This window comes from Kitasatospora sp. McL0602 (assembly GCF_052076145.1).
In the GTDB taxonomy this organism is placed as follows: Bacteria; Actinomycetota; Actinomycetes; order Streptomycetales; family Streptomycetaceae; genus Kitasatospora.
The window spans coordinates 7,364,263-7,380,308 of sequence record NZ_CP197246.1 but is presented as its reverse complement, the minus strand read 5'-3'; the positions used below and the strand labels follow the sequence as shown (position 1 = coordinate 7,380,308).

12 protein-coding genes are annotated in these 16,046 nt (G+C 73.0%); 8 read left to right on the top strand and 4 right to left on the bottom strand.

Annotation, left to right across the window (positions count from 1 at the left end):
- Position 1 precedes the first annotated feature (1 nt).
- The 3 genes from ACR68M_RS33355 to ACR68M_RS33345 are packed head-to-tail and all read left to right on the top strand — an operon-like array spanning position 2 to position 2,310.
- Positions 2-742, top strand: a complete 741-nt coding sequence (locus ACR68M_RS33355; protein WP_441247887.1) for an ABC transporter permease — start codon at positions 2-4, stop codon at positions 740-742.
- A gap of 5 nt (positions 743-747) precedes the next feature.
- Positions 748-1,533: a class I SAM-dependent methyltransferase gene (locus tag ACR68M_RS33350; protein WP_441247886.1), complete on the top strand. Its 786-nt coding sequence runs from the start codon at positions 748-750 to the stop codon at positions 1,531-1,533.
- Positions 1,534-1,593: 60 nt separating this feature from the next.
- Entirely contained in the window at positions 1,594-2,310 is a 717-nt protein-coding gene (locus tag ACR68M_RS33345; protein WP_441247885.1) for a VOC family protein, read from the top strand.
- Between the two features lie 11 nt (positions 2,311-2,321).
- Here ACR68M_RS33345 and ACR68M_RS33340 read toward each other — a convergent pair whose 3' ends face one another.
- The 3 genes from ACR68M_RS33340 to ACR68M_RS33330 all read right to left on the bottom strand — a co-directional run bounded on the left by ACR68M_RS33340 (position 2,322) and on the right by ACR68M_RS33330 (position 5,995).
- On the bottom strand, positions 2,322-3,602 hold the full coding sequence (locus ACR68M_RS33340) for an MFS transporter (protein WP_441247884.1): 1,281 nt from the start codon (positions 3,600-3,602) through the stop codon (positions 2,322-2,324).
- A gap of 108 nt (positions 3,603-3,710) precedes the next feature.
- Positions 3,711-4,067, bottom strand: a complete 357-nt coding sequence (locus tag ACR68M_RS33335; protein ID WP_441247883.1) for an ArsR/SmtB family transcription factor — start codon at positions 4,065-4,067, stop codon at positions 3,711-3,713.
- A gap of 44 nt (positions 4,068-4,111) precedes the next feature.
- Positions 4,112-5,995 (bottom strand): amino acid transporter, encoded by a 1,884-nt coding sequence (locus tag ACR68M_RS33330; RefSeq protein WP_441247882.1) that lies wholly within the window; start codon positions 5,993-5,995, stop codon positions 4,112-4,114.
- 408 nt (positions 5,996-6,403) lie between these two features.
- Here ACR68M_RS33330 and ACR68M_RS33325 point away from each other — a divergent pair, with 408 nt between their 5' ends.
- Both ACR68M_RS33325 and ACR68M_RS33320 read left to right on the top strand, forming a co-directional pair.
- Positions 6,404-8,341 carry a glycoside hydrolase family 5 protein gene (locus tag ACR68M_RS33325; RefSeq protein ID WP_441247881.1) on the top strand — a complete coding sequence of 646 codons (1,938 nt, stop codon included), beginning with the start codon at positions 6,404-6,406 and terminating at the stop codon, positions 8,339-8,341.
- A 27-nt stretch (positions 8,342-8,368) separates the two neighbouring features.
- Entirely contained in the window at positions 8,369-8,935 is a 567-nt protein-coding gene (locus ACR68M_RS33320) for a hypothetical protein (RefSeq protein WP_441247880.1), read from the top strand.
- A 32-nt stretch (positions 8,936-8,967) separates the two neighbouring features.
- Here the strand turns inward: ACR68M_RS33320 and ACR68M_RS33315 are convergent, their stop codons facing one another.
- Complete coding sequence (locus tag ACR68M_RS33315) at positions 8,968-10,992, bottom strand: S53 family peptidase (protein WP_441247879.1); 2,025 nt, start codon at positions 10,990-10,992, stop codon at positions 8,968-8,970.
- 191 nt (positions 10,993-11,183) lie between these two features.
- Between ACR68M_RS33315 and ACR68M_RS33310 the strand changes: the two genes are divergently transcribed.
- The 3 genes from ACR68M_RS33310 to ACR68M_RS33300 all read left to right on the top strand — a co-directional run bounded on the left by ACR68M_RS33310 (position 11,184) and on the right by ACR68M_RS33300 (position 15,981).
- Positions 11,184-11,990 carry a DUF2470 domain-containing protein gene (locus ACR68M_RS33310; protein WP_441247878.1) on the top strand — a complete coding sequence of 269 codons (807 nt, stop codon included), beginning with the start codon at positions 11,184-11,186 and terminating at the stop codon, positions 11,988-11,990.
- Between the two features lie 168 nt (positions 11,991-12,158).
- Positions 12,159-13,802, top strand: coding sequence for an alpha/beta hydrolase (locus ACR68M_RS33305; RefSeq protein WP_441247877.1), 1,644 nt, complete (start codon positions 12,159-12,161; stop codon positions 13,800-13,802).
- 229 nt (positions 13,803-14,031) lie between these two features.
- A complete protein-coding gene (locus ACR68M_RS33300; RefSeq protein WP_441247876.1) occupies positions 14,032-15,981 on the top strand; it encodes an ATP-binding cassette domain-containing protein in 1,950 nt (649 codons plus the stop codon).
- The last annotated feature ends 65 nt before the right edge of the window (positions 15,982-16,046 follow it).

Here is a 16,046-nt window from a genome sequence, read left to right as displayed (position 1 = left end):
CGTGACACTGCTGTTGCGGGTGGTCCGGTTCGAGAGCCTGCGGATGGCGCGGAACTTCGCGCCGGTGTTCTTCGCGCTCGCCTTCCCCGTCCTGCTGCTCTGCATGTTCGGCGGCATCTACGGCAACAAGCCGTCGAGCCAGTTCGACGGCCGGGGCACGGTCGACATGTCCGTCCCGGCGTACCTGGTGCTGGTGGTCGCCGTCACCGGGCTGATGAGCTTCCCGCTCGGGCTCGCGGAGTACCGGGACCGCAAGATCCTCAAGCGCTTCCGGGCGACCCCGGTCGACGCCTCGGCCTTCCTGCTCGCCCAGGGGCTGGTCAACGTGGTGCTCAGTGCGCTCGGCGCGCTGCTGCTGGTCGTGGTCGGCTACGCCGCGTTCGGCCTGCACGCCCCGCAGGCGGCGCTCGCGGCGGTCGGCGCGCTGGCGCTGGCCACGCTCGCGCTCTACGCGATCGGCGGGGTGATCGCGGCCGTCGCCCCGTCCGAGCGTGCGGCGGTGGCGATCGCGAACCTGGTCTACTTCCCGATGATCTTCCTCTCCGGGGCGACCATCCCGCTCCAGATCTTCCCCCCGGCGATGCGCGCGATCGCCGACGTCCTGCCCGCGACGTACGCCGTCCGGCTGCTCCAACACGCCTGGCTCGGCAGCCCCACCGATGTCGCCCTGGACGTCAGCGTGCTGGCCGCCGTCGTACTGGCCGGAGCGGTCGCCGCCGTACGCCTGTTCCGCTGGGAGTGACCTCCATGGACAGCCCGACCACCGACGCCCACGCCCACGCCCACCTCCCGGCCACCGCCTACCTCACCGCGCTCGCCCGCGCCGAGGCCGGCCCGGCGCTGGACGACCCGTACGCGCGCCGCTTCGCCGAGCGCTGCCCGGACTCCGTCCGGGGCATCACCCACCACACCGCCGGGCCCTCGGTCGTGGTGGCCCGCACCCTCCTCCTGGACCGGCTGCTCACCGAACTCCTGCACGAGGGCTCGGCGGAGGTCTGCGTCAACCTCGGGGCAGGCTTCGACTCCCGCCCCTACCGGCTCGACTGGCCCACCGGATGCCGGGCCGTCGAGGTCGACACCGCACCGGTGCTCGACGTCAAGGACGCCCTGCTCCCGGTCGGTGATGCCCCCGTCGAACGGCTGCGCTGTGACGTGACCGACCTCGCCACGCTCACGGCGCTGCTCACCCCGCGTACCGCCGGGCGCCGGGTCACCGTCCTGGCCGAGGGCCTGCTCACCTACCTACCACCACGCCAACTCCAGGCGCTGGCCCGTACCTTGGCCCCTCTCGGCAGCTCAGTCAGCTGGCTCTGCGACGTCGTCTCCGTCGACTCCGCCCGGCTGCTCACCGCCACCGCACGGGCCGCCGGCGCGCCGCTGGAGCTGCACGGCCTCGCCGACCTGACCCCGCTCGAAGCCGCCGGCTGGCGCTGCGAACGGCTCGAACTCCTCCCCTCCGCCCGCCCCGCACGCGGTACCTCCGCCGTACCGGACAGCGTCCTCCTACTACGCCGTGCCTCCCCGCTAGGCTGAAACTCCCGGGCGGGCGCGCGGCCCCGCACCGGCCGTCAGTGGATCGGAGATGCACGGGGTATGACCAGTCAACTGTTCGCGATCTGCTTCAACGCGACCCGGCCTTCGGGCCTGGCCCGGTTCTGGTCCGGGCTCCTGGGCTGGGAGTTGGCGGACGGCACCGATCAGGGCACCGTGATCCTGCCGCCGGATGCCGCCGGGTTCCGCATCCGCTTCCTGCCGAGCCAGGAGCCGAAGACCCGTCAGAACCAGGCGCACTTCGACCTGACGAGCGCCACCCCGGAGGACCAGCAGCAGACGGTCGCCAGGGCGCTCGGACTCGGCGGGAAGCACCTCGACGTGGGCCAACTCCCGGAGGAGGGGCACGTGGTGCTCGCCGATCCGGACGGCAACGAGTTCTGCGTCATCGGGGCGGGCAACAACTTCCTCGCCGACACCGGCTCCATCGGTGCGCTGGCCTGCGACGGCACGCAGCAGGTCGGCTACTTCTGGAGCGAGGCGCTGGGGTGGCCACTGGTCTGGGACCAGGACGAGGAGACCGCGATCCAGTCGCCGAACGGCGGCACCAAGATCACCTGGGGCGGCCCTCCGGTGGCACCGAAGACCGGCCCGAACAGGCTGTACCTCGAACTGGCACTCCCCGCCGACGCCGACCGGGAGGCGGAGATCGCCCGCCTGGTCGCCCTCGGCGCGACCCGCACCGACGTCGGCGACAGTGACCGGGCGCTGATGCTCGACCCCGACGGCAACGAGTTCTCCCTACGGCGCCCCCGGTAGCTCAGCCGCTGTCAGCCGTGCTGTGCTTTCGCGGCGAACGTCTGTGAACCTGCCGTGACTGCCGCCGCCGTGCGGTCGGCTTCGCGGGTGGCCGGGCGGGGCCAGGCACGGGCCGCCAGGACGGCGGCGGCCAGGGCGAGCGCGCCCAACGCGGCGTCGGCCGCGCCGAGCCCGGCAGTCGCGCCGAGCCAGCCGGCCAAGGGGTAGGTGAGCAACCAGCAGCCGTGCGAGAGGGAGAACTGCGCGGCGAAGACGGCGGGCAGGTCGTCGTCGGCCACGGCTTCGCGCAGGACCCGGCCGGTCGGGGTGAGGACGAGCGAGCTGACCGCACCGAAGGCCGCCCAGAGGGCCAGCAGTACGGGCCAGCGCCAACCGGCGGGGCCTGCCACGGTGACGACGCCGAGCGCCGCGAACAGCGGGGCGACGGCGAAGCCCGCCGGGATCATGATCGTCCGGTCCGGGCGTCGGTCGCTGAGCCGGGGCAGCAGCAGTGCCACGGCGATCGATCCGGCGCCGTAGGCGCCGAGGGCGACGGCGACGTCCCCGGCGGGGCGGCCGAGTTGGTCGCGGACGTAGACGACGGTGTTGACGATCACCATCGCCCCGGCGGCGGCGACCGCCAGGTCGAGCGCGAGCAGGGCGCGCAGCCGTGGCACGGCGAGGAAGAGCCTGCTGCCTCGCGCCGCGCGGGCCGCGACGCGCCCGTCATGCTGGGCTGCACCTGGCCTGGGCAGGACGACCGAGACGACCAACGTCGCCGAAGCGAGGAACCCGACGGTGGTGCCCCAGAACAGCCAGTGGTAGCCGACCACGGTGAGCAGCGCGGCCGCGAGCAGCGGGCTGGCCAGGCTCTCCAGGTCGTAGGCGAGCCGGGAGAGCGAGAGCGCCCGGGTGTAGTCGCGCTCGGCGGGCAGCACCTCGGGGATCACGGACTGGAAGGCCGGGGTGAAGGCCGCCGACGCGGACTGCAGGACGAAGATCAGCGCGTAGACCTGCCAGACCTGGCCGACGAAGGGCAGCAGCAGCGCGACGCCCGCCCGCGTCAGGTCGGCGGCCACCATCAGCGTGCGGCGCGGGATGCGGTGGGCGAGTGCGGTGACGAGGGGGGCGATGCCGACGTACGCGATCATCTTGACGGCGAGCGCGGTGCCGAGGACGGACCCGGCGTGGCCGCCCGCCAGGTCGTACGCGAGCAGGCTGAGGGCGACGGTCGCCAGGCCGGTGCCGATCAGGGCGACGACTTGGGCGGCGAAGAGGTGCAGGTAGGTGCGGTCGCGCAGGACGGACAGCATTGCGGTACCCCCGCTCAGGTGCCGTGGACGCGACCATCATAGGACGACACGTGCATACGTGTGCACATGTCGGCAGAACTGCTCCCCCGCCCAGGTACCCACGGGGGATCAGTCGTGCGGGGGCAGCGCGCCGATCTGGTGGTCGGCGACGCTGAGCGCCTCCTGGACGAGGCGGCGCAGATGGCCGTGGCGCAGCGCGTAGACGACGTGCCGGCCGTCCTTGCGGGTGGTGACCAGCCCGGCGAGGCGGAGCTTGCTCAGGTGCTGGCTGACAGAGGTACGGGCGGCGCCGCAGGCCTCGGTGAGCGTGGTGACGTCCGCCTCGCCCTCGCCGAGGCGTTCGAGCAGGGCGAGGCGGGTGCGGTCGGCGAGCAGCGTGAGGATGCCGGCCGCGATCTCCAGCCGCTCGCCACCCTCGCGCTCCTGCACATGATGGGCACCTGAGACCTCGACGCTGGCAGTCATGGCCTCATCGTAGAGCGCGCCGCCGCCCGCCCCCGCCCGGCGGTTCAGCCGACGTGCACGCGCGGGCGGCGCCGCCGGTCCGGCTCGGCCTCGCGCAGCACCTCGCGGGTGACCGGCGCGACCTCGCCCTGACCGAACAGGAAGAACCGCAGGAACTGCGCGAAGGGGTTGCCCTCCGTCCACTCGAAGTAGATGTGCGGCTGCTGGCCGCTGCTGTCCCGGATGTGCAGCAGCAGCGCGGCGAGGGCGTTGGGGATGCTGGAGTGCTCCAGCGTGAGCACCCGGTAGCGGTCGTGCAGGACCTCGCCCCGGACTTTCAGCCCGGCCTCGAAGTCCGAGGCGTCCAGGACGGTGACCTCGACGAAGACCAGGTCGTCCTCGGTCGGGATGTCGTTGTCGGCCCGGATCTGCTTCACCTTGTCGCGGTACTCGGCGAGATCGCGGCTGTTGGGCTCGTTGGCGATGAGGCGGATCGTCCGGTGCGAGGTGTCCCGGACGAAGCGCTCGGCGACGTTGTCGAGCTGCACGTCGGTGACCCGCAGCTCGAAGGCGCGGGCGAGGCGGGAGAGCAGCGAGATCAGCACGATCCCGGCGATGAAGCAGGCCCCGATCTTGACGCCGTCGGGGCGCTCGGCGACGTTGATCACCGTCGTGTAGAGGAAGACCACCGAGATCGTCGCGAAGCCCAGCCGCCAGCCGCGCTGCCCGGCCTTGTGGGCGGCGATGGTCACGGCGATCGCCGCCGAGCTGATCAGCACCAGCACGCCGGTCGCGTACGCGCCGCCCTGGGCGTCGACCGAGGCGTCGAAGAGCCACGTCACCAGGAAGGCGATCGCGGTGAGCACCAGCACCATCGGGCGGACGGCGCGGGCCCAGTGCGGTGCCATGCCGTAGCGCGGGAGGTAACGCGGCATCAGGTTGAGCAGCCCGGCCATCGCGGAGGCCCCGGCGAACCAGAGGATGGCGATGGTGGAGAGGTCGTAGACGCTGCCGAAGGCGCCGCCGAGGTACTGGTGCGCGAGGTAGGCGAGCGCGCGGCCGTTGGCGGCGCCGCCGGGCTTGAACTCGTCGGCGGGGATGAGCAGCGTGGTGATGAAGCTGGTGGTGATCAGGAAGACGCTCATGATCGCCGCCGCCGTGGTGAGCAGCTTGCGCGCACCTCGGATGCGCCCGGTGGGGCGCTCCTCGGTGTCGTCGGGGTCGCCCTCGATGTGCGGCATGACGGCGACGCCGGTCTCGAAGCCGGAGAGGCCGAGCGCCAGCTTGGGGAAGACCACCAGGGCGACGGCGATCATCGCGACAGGGTTGCCGTGCTCGGCGGTAAGCGCGTGCGACCAGTCGGTGATCACCTGAGGGGCGGTCAGCACGTGCCACAGGCCGTCGGCGACGACGACCACGTTCAGCGCGAGGTAGACGGCGACCAGGAAGACGGCGAGGCCCATCGCCTCGCTGAAGCCCTTGAGGAAGACCCCGCCGAGCAGTGCGACCAGCAGCAGGGTGATCAGCACCTGGTGGCCGCCCAGGGCGCCGGTGAGGTGCGGGTTCTCCACCAGGTGGGCAGTGGCGTCGGCGGCCGAGAGCGTGATGGTGATCAGGAAGTCGGTCGCGGCGAAGCCCAGCAGGGCCAGCACGAAGAGCTTGCCCTTCCAGAACGACAGCAGCCGTTCCAGCATCGCGATCGACCCCTCGCCGTGCGGGCTCTCCTGCGCGACCCGCCGGTAGACCGGCAGCGCACCGAGGAGGGTGACCAGCACCAGCACGATGGTCGCGACCGGTGAGAGCAGCCCGGCGGCCAGCGCGGCGATGCCCGGCTGGTAGCCGAGCGTGGAGAAGTAGTCCAGGCCGGTCAGACACATGACCTTCCACCAGCGCTGCCCCGAGTGCGCGGCGGGGGTCTGGGCGTGCGGCCCGGGGTGCTGCTTGGCCATGTCCGACAGACCTTCGAGCAGCCACGCCCGGAACCGCTGCCGCGTCGTGCCGGCACCGGCCGGTGCCGCACCCGAAGCAGGGGCCGGAGCTGAACCAACCACCGTCGTACTCCCGTCGCGATCACGCTGATTCTCCTGACCGTCAGCGAGACGGCCACGTCAGACTATGTGACAAGCCGTCTCCTCCCCTGGAGGCCGGGGCCGTGATCACCTCGTACGGCGGAGGGTGTAGGTTCTCGGGCCGCCACCGCCTCAGCTCCTGCCGTGCACTGTTCAGAAGCGCGGTCTTGATGTTCACCTCCGGGCAGCGTTTCATCGTCGGAGGCGTCGGCGCGGCAGCCGCCAGGGCTGCCCACGGCGGCTTCCCCGCTTCCCTGCCTCGCACCTCACCCTCCGAGGGAGACCCCCGTGACACCCAGGCCCCGCCGGTACCTACCGGTCGCCGCCGCCCTCGCCGCCCTGCTCCTCGGAGCGGGCGGCGGAGCCGTCGCCGCCACCCCACTGCCCACCGCCGCCGGTCCCGTAGCCGTGCCGCTGACGGGCCCCCAGCTCGCCGCGTCCTGGACGGGGCCGTTGAGCACCCGTGGCCGGTACGTGGTCGACGCGAACGGCAACCGGTTCAAGCTCCAGTCGGGCAACTGGGAGGGCGCCCAAGGCACTTGGCTCGGCAGCGGCAGCGCCGACGACCCCGCGAACAACGAGCACGGGTCGCCCTCGTACAACCTGCCGCTCGGCCTCGACCGGGTGCCGATGGCGCAGATCATGGCCGGGTTCCACAGCCTCGGGATCAACAGCATCCGGCTGCCGTTCTCCGACGAGCTGATCCACAACACCACCCCGGTGCCGGACGTCGCCGTGACCGCCAACCCACAGCTGCGCGGCCGGACCCCGCTCCAGGTGTACGACGCTGCGGTCGCGGCGCTGACCGCCGACGGCTTCGCGGTGATCCTCAACAACCACACCACCACGGCCCGTTGGTGCTGCGGCCTGGACGGCAACGAGCGCTGGAACAGCGGCCAGAGCGCCGAGCAGTGGGTGGCCGACTGGGTGTTCATGGTGCACCGCTACCAGGCCGACAAGCGCGTGGTCGGCGCCGACCTGCGCAACGAGGTCCGCCGCGACGTCCTGGACAACCCGAACTGGGGCTGGGGCGACTCGCACGACGAGAACGCGGCCTTCGAGACGGCGGGCAACCAGATCCTCCAGGCCGACCCGGACATGCTGGTCATCATGGAGGGCATCAACTGGTCCGGCATACCGCTCGCCGGGTTCGACCACGGCCGCCCGATGCTCACACCGGTGCAGAACCTCTCCAACACCCTGATCCGCTCCGACAAGCTGGTCTACTCCGCCCACTTCTACGCCTACACCGGCCCCGCCAACAGCGGCGCGGGCAGCGGCCTGGGCGCCACCTCCGACCCGCGGTACGAGGACTTCACCCCCGCCCAACTCGCCCAGGTGGTCGACCAGGAGGCGCTGTTCGTCACCGCCTCCGGCCAGCACTTCACCGCGCCGGTCTGGGTCAGCGAGTTCGGCGCCGCCGGGCGCGGCTCCACCGACGCCAAGGAACAGGCCTGGTTCCACGCCTTCACCGACATCCTGGTCGCGAACGACACCGACTTCGCGATCTGGCCGCTGATCGGCTGGACGCAGAACGGCGCCCAGCTCGACAACTGGGCCCTGCTCTCGTACGACTCCGCCGGGCAGCGCCAGAGCGTCAACGACCCCGGCGACTGGCGGGCCGCCGACTGGAACCGGCTGGTCGGCTCGCCGGGCCGCACCGGACAGGTCGCGCCCACCACCCGGTGGAACATGCTCAACCTCGACCACGCCGACTACGACGTCTCGGCCCGGATGCTCGTCCTCCCCGACTGGGACGCCGGCGCCCGCAAGGGCAACTGCCCCGACGGCCAGCGCCTGACCGGCCTGGGCCGCAGCGACAGCCGGGGCCTGTGCACCGACGCGGCCGAGCCCGCCACCACCGGCGGCCCGTACCTGGCGGTCACCGACGAGCGCTACGTCACGGACGGCGACTGGGCCCCCGGCTACAACAAGCTCCAGTGCCCGGCGGGCCGCCTCGCGGTCGGCTACAGCGTGCGCGGCAACGCGATGTCCGCCCTGCTCTGCGCCCCCGCCACCGGCGCCCTCCCCACCGGCGGCCGCAACGTCTGGTTCGACCACGCCGACAACCGCCCCACGACCGGCGGCGCCACCGCCGCGGACTGGGCCCCCGGCTACTACAAGGGCCAGTGTGGCGACAACGAGTACCTCGCCGGCGTCGCCTTCACCTGGCGCTGGAACCACGGCGGCGTCCCCGACGCCCTGCTCTGCCGCCCGCTGGGGTAGCGAGCAGCGGTATGTAAGGTGCGGGGGGTGGAGACCGAACCCTTTGTGCCCGAGGACAGTGACCAGGACGTGTGCTGGTTCTGCCCCGCGCTGCGGGTCGGCGCGGGCGGCTTCGACGTGGTGGAGCGGCCGAGCAGCGAGTGGCCGTTCGACCCCGCCGACGGGTTCCGGTACACGGCGGCCGGGGTGCCGGTCTGCGTGCACCCGTACAAGGTGGGCCTGCCGCCCGGCCGCTACGGCAGCGACGGCCTGCCGGCCCCCGCCCGGGAGGCGCTGCCCGCCCGCGCGGCGACGCCGGGCGCGAGCACCGGCCCCAGGGCCGAGCCCGTCCGGCGCCTGCTCCGCGCCGAGCGCCCCCGGCGGCGGAAGGCTCCGCCGCCGACAGTGCGGACGGCGGTGCTGCCGCCCGGCCTGCCGGAGGAGCCGGCCGGGCTGGGGCCGTGGGTGCACGGCCTGGCCGGCGGCGCGGCTCCGGAGGAGCTGGCGGAGGTGCTGGCCGGGGCCGAGGCCGCCGCGCTGACGAGATTCCCTGCGGAGCAGGTGCTCGCCGTGCTGCGCGACGTACTGTCCGCCGGATCGGCCTTCAGCGGCTGATCGCCGCCGGAGGCCGATCCGGCGGGTGCGTCTCAGGACGTGGTGGCCGAGCCTTCGGGCTTCGCCTCCGGCGGGCACAGGTAGGAGCGGAGGTACTCGGCCGTCGGCGTGCCGACCCCGGTGACGTCGTCGTAGCCGGTGGTCGCGGAGAGGGACGAGTCCTTGCCCAGGGTCCGCAGCGACGTGGTGGTGCCGTCTGCGGCGTCCACCCCGTTGACGAAGTCCACCCGCACCTCGGCGAGTTCGCTGCCCGCCCCGAACGGGTGGTCGGTGACGTCGTGGTAGGCGGCGGTGCCGTAGCGGGCGTAGACCGCCGGGTTGGCGAAGCCGAGCGGGAAGCCCTGGGCCTGCTGCGCCAGCGCCTGGATGCCGGCCGTCACCGGGCAGGCCAGGCTGGTGCCGCCGATCCGGTACTCGCTGTAGCGGACCGTGCCGTCCGGGAAGGCCTGGGTCTGCCCGACCAGGAAGCCGGTGTTCGGGTCGGCCACGGCGGCGATGTCCGGGACCACCCGCTTGTGGCCGCCGTTGGCCGTCGCCAGAGCCTTCGGCACGACGCCCTTCTGGTACGCGGGCTGCGCGCTGCGGGCGCTGGTGCCGCCACCGGCTCCGCTGGTGAACGGGCCGGGGAAGTTCGTCCAGCTCTTCCCGTCCGCCGACAGGGGCGCCTTCTCGGTGCCCCAGCCGGTCTCGAAGCGGTACGCGTCGGCCGGGTCCAGCCCGAGCGAGGTGCCGCCGACGGCCGTCACCCACGGCAGCGAGGCCGGCATGTCGGTCTGCTTGGTCTTGGTGTTGGCCAGCTCGTCGCCGTCGTCGCCACTGGAGAAGTAGAAGCCGATGCCCTCGCTGGCGCCACGCTTGAAGAGGTCGGTGTACACCGCGTCCAGCGCCGGGTCGCTCGCGTTCTCCGGCGTGCCCCAGGAGTTGGAGACGATGTCGGCCAGGTGCTCGTCGACGACCCGGTCCAGCGAGTCCAGCAGGTCCGGGTCGTTGCAGGAGGCCGCCCCCACGTACGCGATGCCGGCCTCGGGCGCCAGGCCGTGGACGGCCTCCACGTCGAGGGTCTGCTCCCCGTACCAGCCCCGCGCGCCGCAGCCGCTCGGGTCGGCGTCGGACGGGTCGGCGGTGTTGGTCCACTCCGGCGCGTCGTAGTGCCGCAACTGGCCTGCGGTGTACGGCGCGTCGCCGTGCGCGGCGGCGTAGCGGGCCACGTCCGCGTCGAGGGTCGGCGAGTCGAAGGCGTCGACGACCGCGACGGTGACGCCCTTGCCGGTCAGCCCGCTCGCCGCTGCGCCGTACGCGGAGCGCAGCTGGCTGCCGGTGTAGCCCTCGAGGGCGTAGGGCTGCACGGCGCCGTACGCCTCGGGGGTGCCGGTGGCCGGGTTGGAACCGTAGTAGCTGGAGAACGGGCCGGAGTTGACGAAGGCCGGGGCCGGGCCGGGGAGGGTGTCCTTCGGGGCGGCCGTGCCGGGACGGACATGGCTGGGGGCGGTGCTCAGGCCACTGACGCTGAGCACGTCCGCGGCGACGTCGGCCGGCACGGTCACCTCGGAGACCGGGGCCTGGTAGGTGTGGCCGTTCTTGGCGAAGGCGTGCAGCTCGGTGCCGAACGCCCGCTGGGCAGCCGCGACATCGCCCCGGGCGGTCACGTAGTGGTCGTTGCCCCCGGTGACCTCCAGGCCGGCCGAGGCCAGCCACTGGCGGACCCGGCCGCGCTGCTCCTCGGTGGTGCCGAAGCGCTCCGCCAGCTGCTGCGGGGTCAGGTAGTGGCCGTAGGAGGCCGACTGGGGGTCGGACACCTCGGTGGCGAGGGCGGTGAGCCCGGCGCGGTCCCGGCCTGCCAGGTAGATCCGGGCGGTGACCTTCGCGGAGTCGGCGGCCGGTCCTCGGTCGGCGTCCGGCACGGCCCAGGCAGGCTTGGTGCCGGTGATGACCGACCGGCCCTGACGGGGGGTCGGGGTCTCGGCCCTGGCCTGACCGCCCGCCGCGACCGCCGCGAGCAGCGGCAGTACGGCGGCCAGCGCGAGTGCGCTCCGCCCAGGTGATCCGTTGATGCGCATACAAGCCCTTCCGGAACGAGCCGGGCGACCGGCCCTGAGTAGAGGTCCGGGGCGACGCTACGTTCGACGGGGTACGAACCGGCGTCGCCACCGCCGCGCCCCGGGGAGCTTCACCCGGCGGACGGTACGCATCCCCGCCGGATGGGCTCGTGAGCTAAGGTTAGGCTTGCCTTACTCAACCGGGAGGCCTGATGCACCGTCCGCTGGAGCCGACGCTCCCACCCACCCCCGCCGAACGCGCCCGGACCTTGCTGGCGCACGCGTCCTCGGCCGTGCTCGACGTACCGGGGCTGGACCTCACCGCGCGGCCCGCACCCTGGCCGCCGCTGACCAGGGTCGTCCTGCCGGACGGCACCCTGGTGATCCTGCTGCCCGACTCCTCCCCCGTGCTCCGCTGCGTCCAACTCGCCCACCGGCAGGCCGACAACCTCCGGGCCGTGGTCGAGGCCACCGACGTGGCACCGGTCGCCGTCCGCCACCGCATCCGGGGCCGGGCCTGGGCCGCCGGGTGGCTCACCCCGGCGCCCGCCGCCGACCGGAGCCGGTACCTTTCGCTGCTCGCCGCCCACCTGCCGGCCGGCGTCGAGGCGCCGGGCACACCGGTGCTCCTGGAGGTGGCGGACGCCGTCACCGACGACCTCTGGGGCTCCGCGTACGTCGAGGCGGACGCCTTCGCCGCCGCCCGGCCCGACCCGATCGCCCCGCACGAGGCCGAGCTGCTGCAGCACCTCGCCGCCGACCACCCCGCCCAACTCGAGCTGCTGACCGACCTGATCGCCGAACGGCTCGGCGACCTCCCCACCGGACCTTCCGCCACCACCCCTGGGGTGACCGCCGTACCGGTCGCCCTCGACCGCTTCGGCCTGCGGGTCCGCTTCCTCGCGGGCGAGCGCGTCGCCGACGCCCGCTTCGACTTCGCCCGCCCGGTCGACGGCCCGGAGCAGCTCCGCACGGCGATGCACCTGCTCTTCCACCGCGCCGCGCACCGCAGCCACTGACGGGGAGCCGATGACGGCGCTCCTGACGGCGCTCCTGATGGCGCTCCTGATGGCGCCAACCATCCTCGTACGCACGGTCCTTCGGAAAATCCATAGCACGTACGGGGGCTTCTCCTCTTGATCCCCGGCTGTCAGGCTGGCCGGGTTTGCAACGACCGAGGAGGCTCCTTGTTACGCATACCGACCCTGGCCGCAGCACTCGCCGGCGCGTTCGCCCTGCTGACCGGCACCGCCGTCACAGCGTCCGCCGCACCACTGACCCCACTGACCGCACTGACCGCACTGACCACAACCAGTGCCACCGCCGACCTCAAGGTCGACCCGGTCTCCTGGACTCCGTGCAACCCGGACCCGACCAAGCCGGACCCGAAGATCTACGACTGCGCCGTCTACCCGGTGCCGCTGGACTACGCCCACCCCTCCGGCGCGAAGATCGGCATCGCCATGATGCGCCGCCGCGCGGGCGACCCGGCCCGGCGGATCGGCTCGCTCTTCCTCAACCCCGGCGGTCCCGGCGGCAGCGGGTACCTGTGGGCGACCACCACCCGCTTCGACCCCGAGGTGCAGGCGCGCTTCGACCTGGTCGGCTTCGACCCGCGCGGCGTAGCCCGGAGCAACCCGCTCCAGTGCTTCACCAGCAACGAGGACGCCGACGCCGTCTTCAACCGGATGACCGGAGTGCCCGTCACACCCGCCGAGATCACCGGGACGCTGGCCGCCACCAAGGACTACACCGACGCCTGCGCCCGTAACGCGGGCGCGCTGCTGCCGCACATGTCGACCATGAATGTGGTCCGCGACCTCGACCGGATGCGCCGGGCCGTCGGCGACGCCAAGCTCACCTTCGCCGGGTTCTCCTACGGCACGCTGATCGGCGCCACCTACGCCAACATGTACCCGGACAAGGTCCGCGCGGTGATCGTCGACGGCAACGTCGACCCCCAACTGCGGCTGAGCAACGGCCTGGAGTACGACCGGCAGCGCGCCACCGGCGGCTTCGAGGTCTCCCTCGCCGAGTACCTGAAGCGCTGCTCGGCGGCGGGCGCACCGCGCTGCGCCTTCGCCGGCGGCGACACCCGGGCCCGGTTCGACGCCATCCGCGACCACCTGCGCACCAGCCCGGTCACCCTCCCGGACGGCTCGACCGTCACCCTGAGCACCTTCACCAGCCAGGTCTCCAACGCCCTGTACTCGCAGAGCCGGCAGGCGCCGCTGGCCAGGTCGCTGCAGGCCCTCGACCAGGTGATCCACCCGCAGCAGTCCGTGAGCCCCTCCGTCGCGCCGCTCTCCCCCTCCGAGGCGAGCGCCCTGGCCGTCGCCGCACCTGCCGCCCTGCGGGAGGCCCCGGCCGACACCCCGTACACCGCCGACGACTCGTACTACGGCGTGAACTGCGAGGACAAGCCGTACCCGTCCAACCCGCTGGTCTTCGCGTTCGCCGCCCGCGCCTGGGAGTTGACCGCCCCGACCTTCGGCCGCTACCAGGCCTTCGACGCCCCCGCCTGCGCCACCTGGCCGGCCCCCGCCCGTCAGGTCGAGCGCTACACCGGCCCGTGGAACAGGCACACCGCGAACCCGGTCATGGTGATCGGCAACACCTTCGACCCGGCCACCCAGTACAAGTTCGCCCAGAACATGCAGCGTGAACTCGGCAGCGCCGTCCTGGTCACCGTCGACATGATCGAGCACTGCGCGGTCGGCAAGAGCAAGGCCCTCAACGCCCTGGTCACCTCCTACCTGGTCGACCAGACCGCCCCCGCCCCGGGCCAGCTCCTCAAGCCCGACGCCGACCCCTTCCCCGCCACCTCCTGACCCCTCCTGCCCGACCCAGCGCGGCTCACCCGGGCCCCGGAAGACCTTCACGGTCCTCCGGGGCCCGTTTCGCTCTCCGCCTACTCCCCGTCGCCCTGCCCCAGCGCGCCAACTCGCCGACGCCGAACGGGATTCGCCCTGATCGAGTGAGACCCGCCGGGACACGTCGAGCGGGCCTCCCACACGGTGCCAGGATCGGCCCACACCCCGCCCGACCCGAGGGAGCAATGTGACCGAACAGAGCGTGCAACCGGACCAGCAACCCGCACCGCAGGCGGAGCAGGAACAGCAGCAGCACGACGAGGAGTTCCGAGCCCGCTTCCCCGGCGACAAGCGGGCCACCGTCGCCGAGTCGATGTCCACCCTCGCCATGGTGCGGCGGCTGCCCCAACTCGTCCGCCGCGCCCTCTCCCTGGCCTGGTCCGCCGACCCCGCCGCCACCGCGCTGCTGCTCGCCTGCCAGGCACTCTCCGGGGTGTTCGGCGCACTCGCGCTGTACGCCACCACCGGCACCCTCGCCGCGCTGCTCGCGCCCGGCGCCCTCGGCCCGCACCTCAGGACGGCCGCGCCCTCGCTGACCGTGCTGGCCGTCTCCGTCGGGCTGCGCGCCGTCCTCGCCATCACCGTGACCAGCCTCTCCACCAGGGTCGCGCCGAGGATCAACCGGGAGGCCGACCTCGCGCTGATCGCCGCCGGGTGTGCCGCCGAGCTGGCCGCGTACGACGAACCCGCCTACAACGAGCGCTGGGAGGCCGCCGACCGGGGCGCGGCCACCACCCCCGACCTGCTGTCGAACGCCCAGGACGTCATCGCCTCCACCGTCTCCCTGCTCGCGGCGGCCGGGGTCCTGGCCGGCTTGCACCCCTGGCTCGTCCCGCCCCTCCTGCTCGGCTCGGTCCCGACCGGCATCGCCGCCGTCCGCACTGCCCGAATCCACTACCTCGCCTCCGTCGCCACCAACGAGGAGCGCCAGGCGCTGCGGATCTACCGCTGGTTCCTGATCGACAAGGGCCGCGCCGACCAGGTCCGCTCGGACCAGGTGCCCCCGTTCATGATGGCCAAGTACCGGCAGACCGAGGCCCGGATCGTCGCGGCCACCGACACCGCGAGCCGTCGGGCCGCCCGGGTGTCGCTCGCCGCAGCCCTGGGCACCGGCGTCGGCAGCGCGCTGGTCTGGGGCACCCTGCTCTATCTGGTCGCCAGCCGCCGCATCGACCTCGCCGCCGCCGGATCGGCGACGTTCGCGCTCCGCACCGCCTCCGGCGGCGTGCAGGGCGTGATCGGCAACGGCGCCCGGCTCTACCGGATGGGCCTCTACCTGGACGACTTCTTCACCTTCCTGGACGAGGCAGGCGGCCACCGCATCCGACGGGGTGAACTCGTCCCCGAAGCCCCCGCCATGGTCGAGGTCACCGGCCTCACCCACACCTACCCGGGCGACCAGCAGCAACCAGCACTCCAGGACGTCCACTTGACACTGCGGCGGGGCGAGATCGTCGCCGTCATCGGCCAGAACGGCTCCGGCAAGTCGACCCTGCTGCGGCTGGTCTCGGGCCTCTACCTCCCGCAGGCCGGGCGGATCACCTGGGACGGCGTACCCGTCGAGCAGCTGGACGCCGACGCCATGTGGGACAGAGTCGCCCGCGTGCCGCAGGAGTTCGCCCGCTGGCCGCTCAACGCGGCCGAGAACGTCCACCTGGGCCACCTCACCGACGACCTGATGGCCGACGTGCAGCGCGCCGCCGAGCAGACCGGATTCGACGAGATCGTCGACCGGCTGCGTTCCGGTTGGCGCACCCTGCTCGCCCAGGGCTGGCTCGGCGGCGCCGAACTGTCCGGCGGGGGCTGGCAGCGCGCCGCCGTCGCCCGCGCCCTCTACCGCACCGCCCGCCACCCGGGCCTGCTGATCCTCGACGAGCCGACCTCCGACCTCGACCCCCGCGCCGAGCACCGCATCCTGCACTCCCTACGCGCACTCGCCCCGGGACGGATCACCCTCCTGGTCACCCACAACATCGCCAACGCCGCCGTCGCCGACCGGATCGTCGTCATGGACCAGGGCCGCATCACCCAGACCGGGACCTGGGCCGAACTCGCCGCCCAGAAAGGCCTGTTCCGCGAGCTCCTGGAGCTCCAACGCGACCGCCCGATCCCGGCGCCACGGGCCGGGACACCGTAGCCGACCGCACGCGTCCCGACGGATTCAACACCGCCGCGCTTTCAACACCCGCGCTCGGGCGGCGG

Excerpts from the sequence above, each read along its gene's own strand:
- ACR68M_RS33310 (WP_441247878.1), top strand. The coding sequence starts at position 11,184 with ATGCACCGTCCGCTGGAGCCGACGCTCCCACCCACCCCCGCCGAACGC.
- ACR68M_RS33350 (WP_441247886.1), top strand. The coding sequence starts at position 748 with ATGGACAGCCCGACCACCGACGCCCACGCCCACGCCCACCTCCCGGCC.
- ACR68M_RS33335 (WP_441247883.1), bottom strand. The coding sequence starts at position 4,067 with ATGACTGCCAGCGTCGAGGTCTCAGGTGCCCATCATGTGCAGGAGCGC.
- ACR68M_RS33345 (WP_441247885.1), top strand. The coding sequence starts at position 1,594 with ATGACCAGTCAACTGTTCGCGATCTGCTTCAACGCGACCCGGCCTTCG.
- ACR68M_RS33315 (WP_441247879.1), bottom strand. The coding sequence starts at position 10,992 with ATGCGCATCAACGGATCACCTGGGCGGAGCGCACTCGCGCTGGCCGCC.
- ACR68M_RS33330 (WP_441247882.1), bottom strand. The coding sequence starts at position 5,995 with ATGGCCAAGCAGCACCCCGGGCCGCACGCCCAGACCCCCGCCGCGCAC.
- ACR68M_RS33340 (WP_441247884.1), bottom strand. The coding sequence starts at position 3,602 with ATGCTGTCCGTCCTGCGCGACCGCACCTACCTGCACCTCTTCGCCGCC.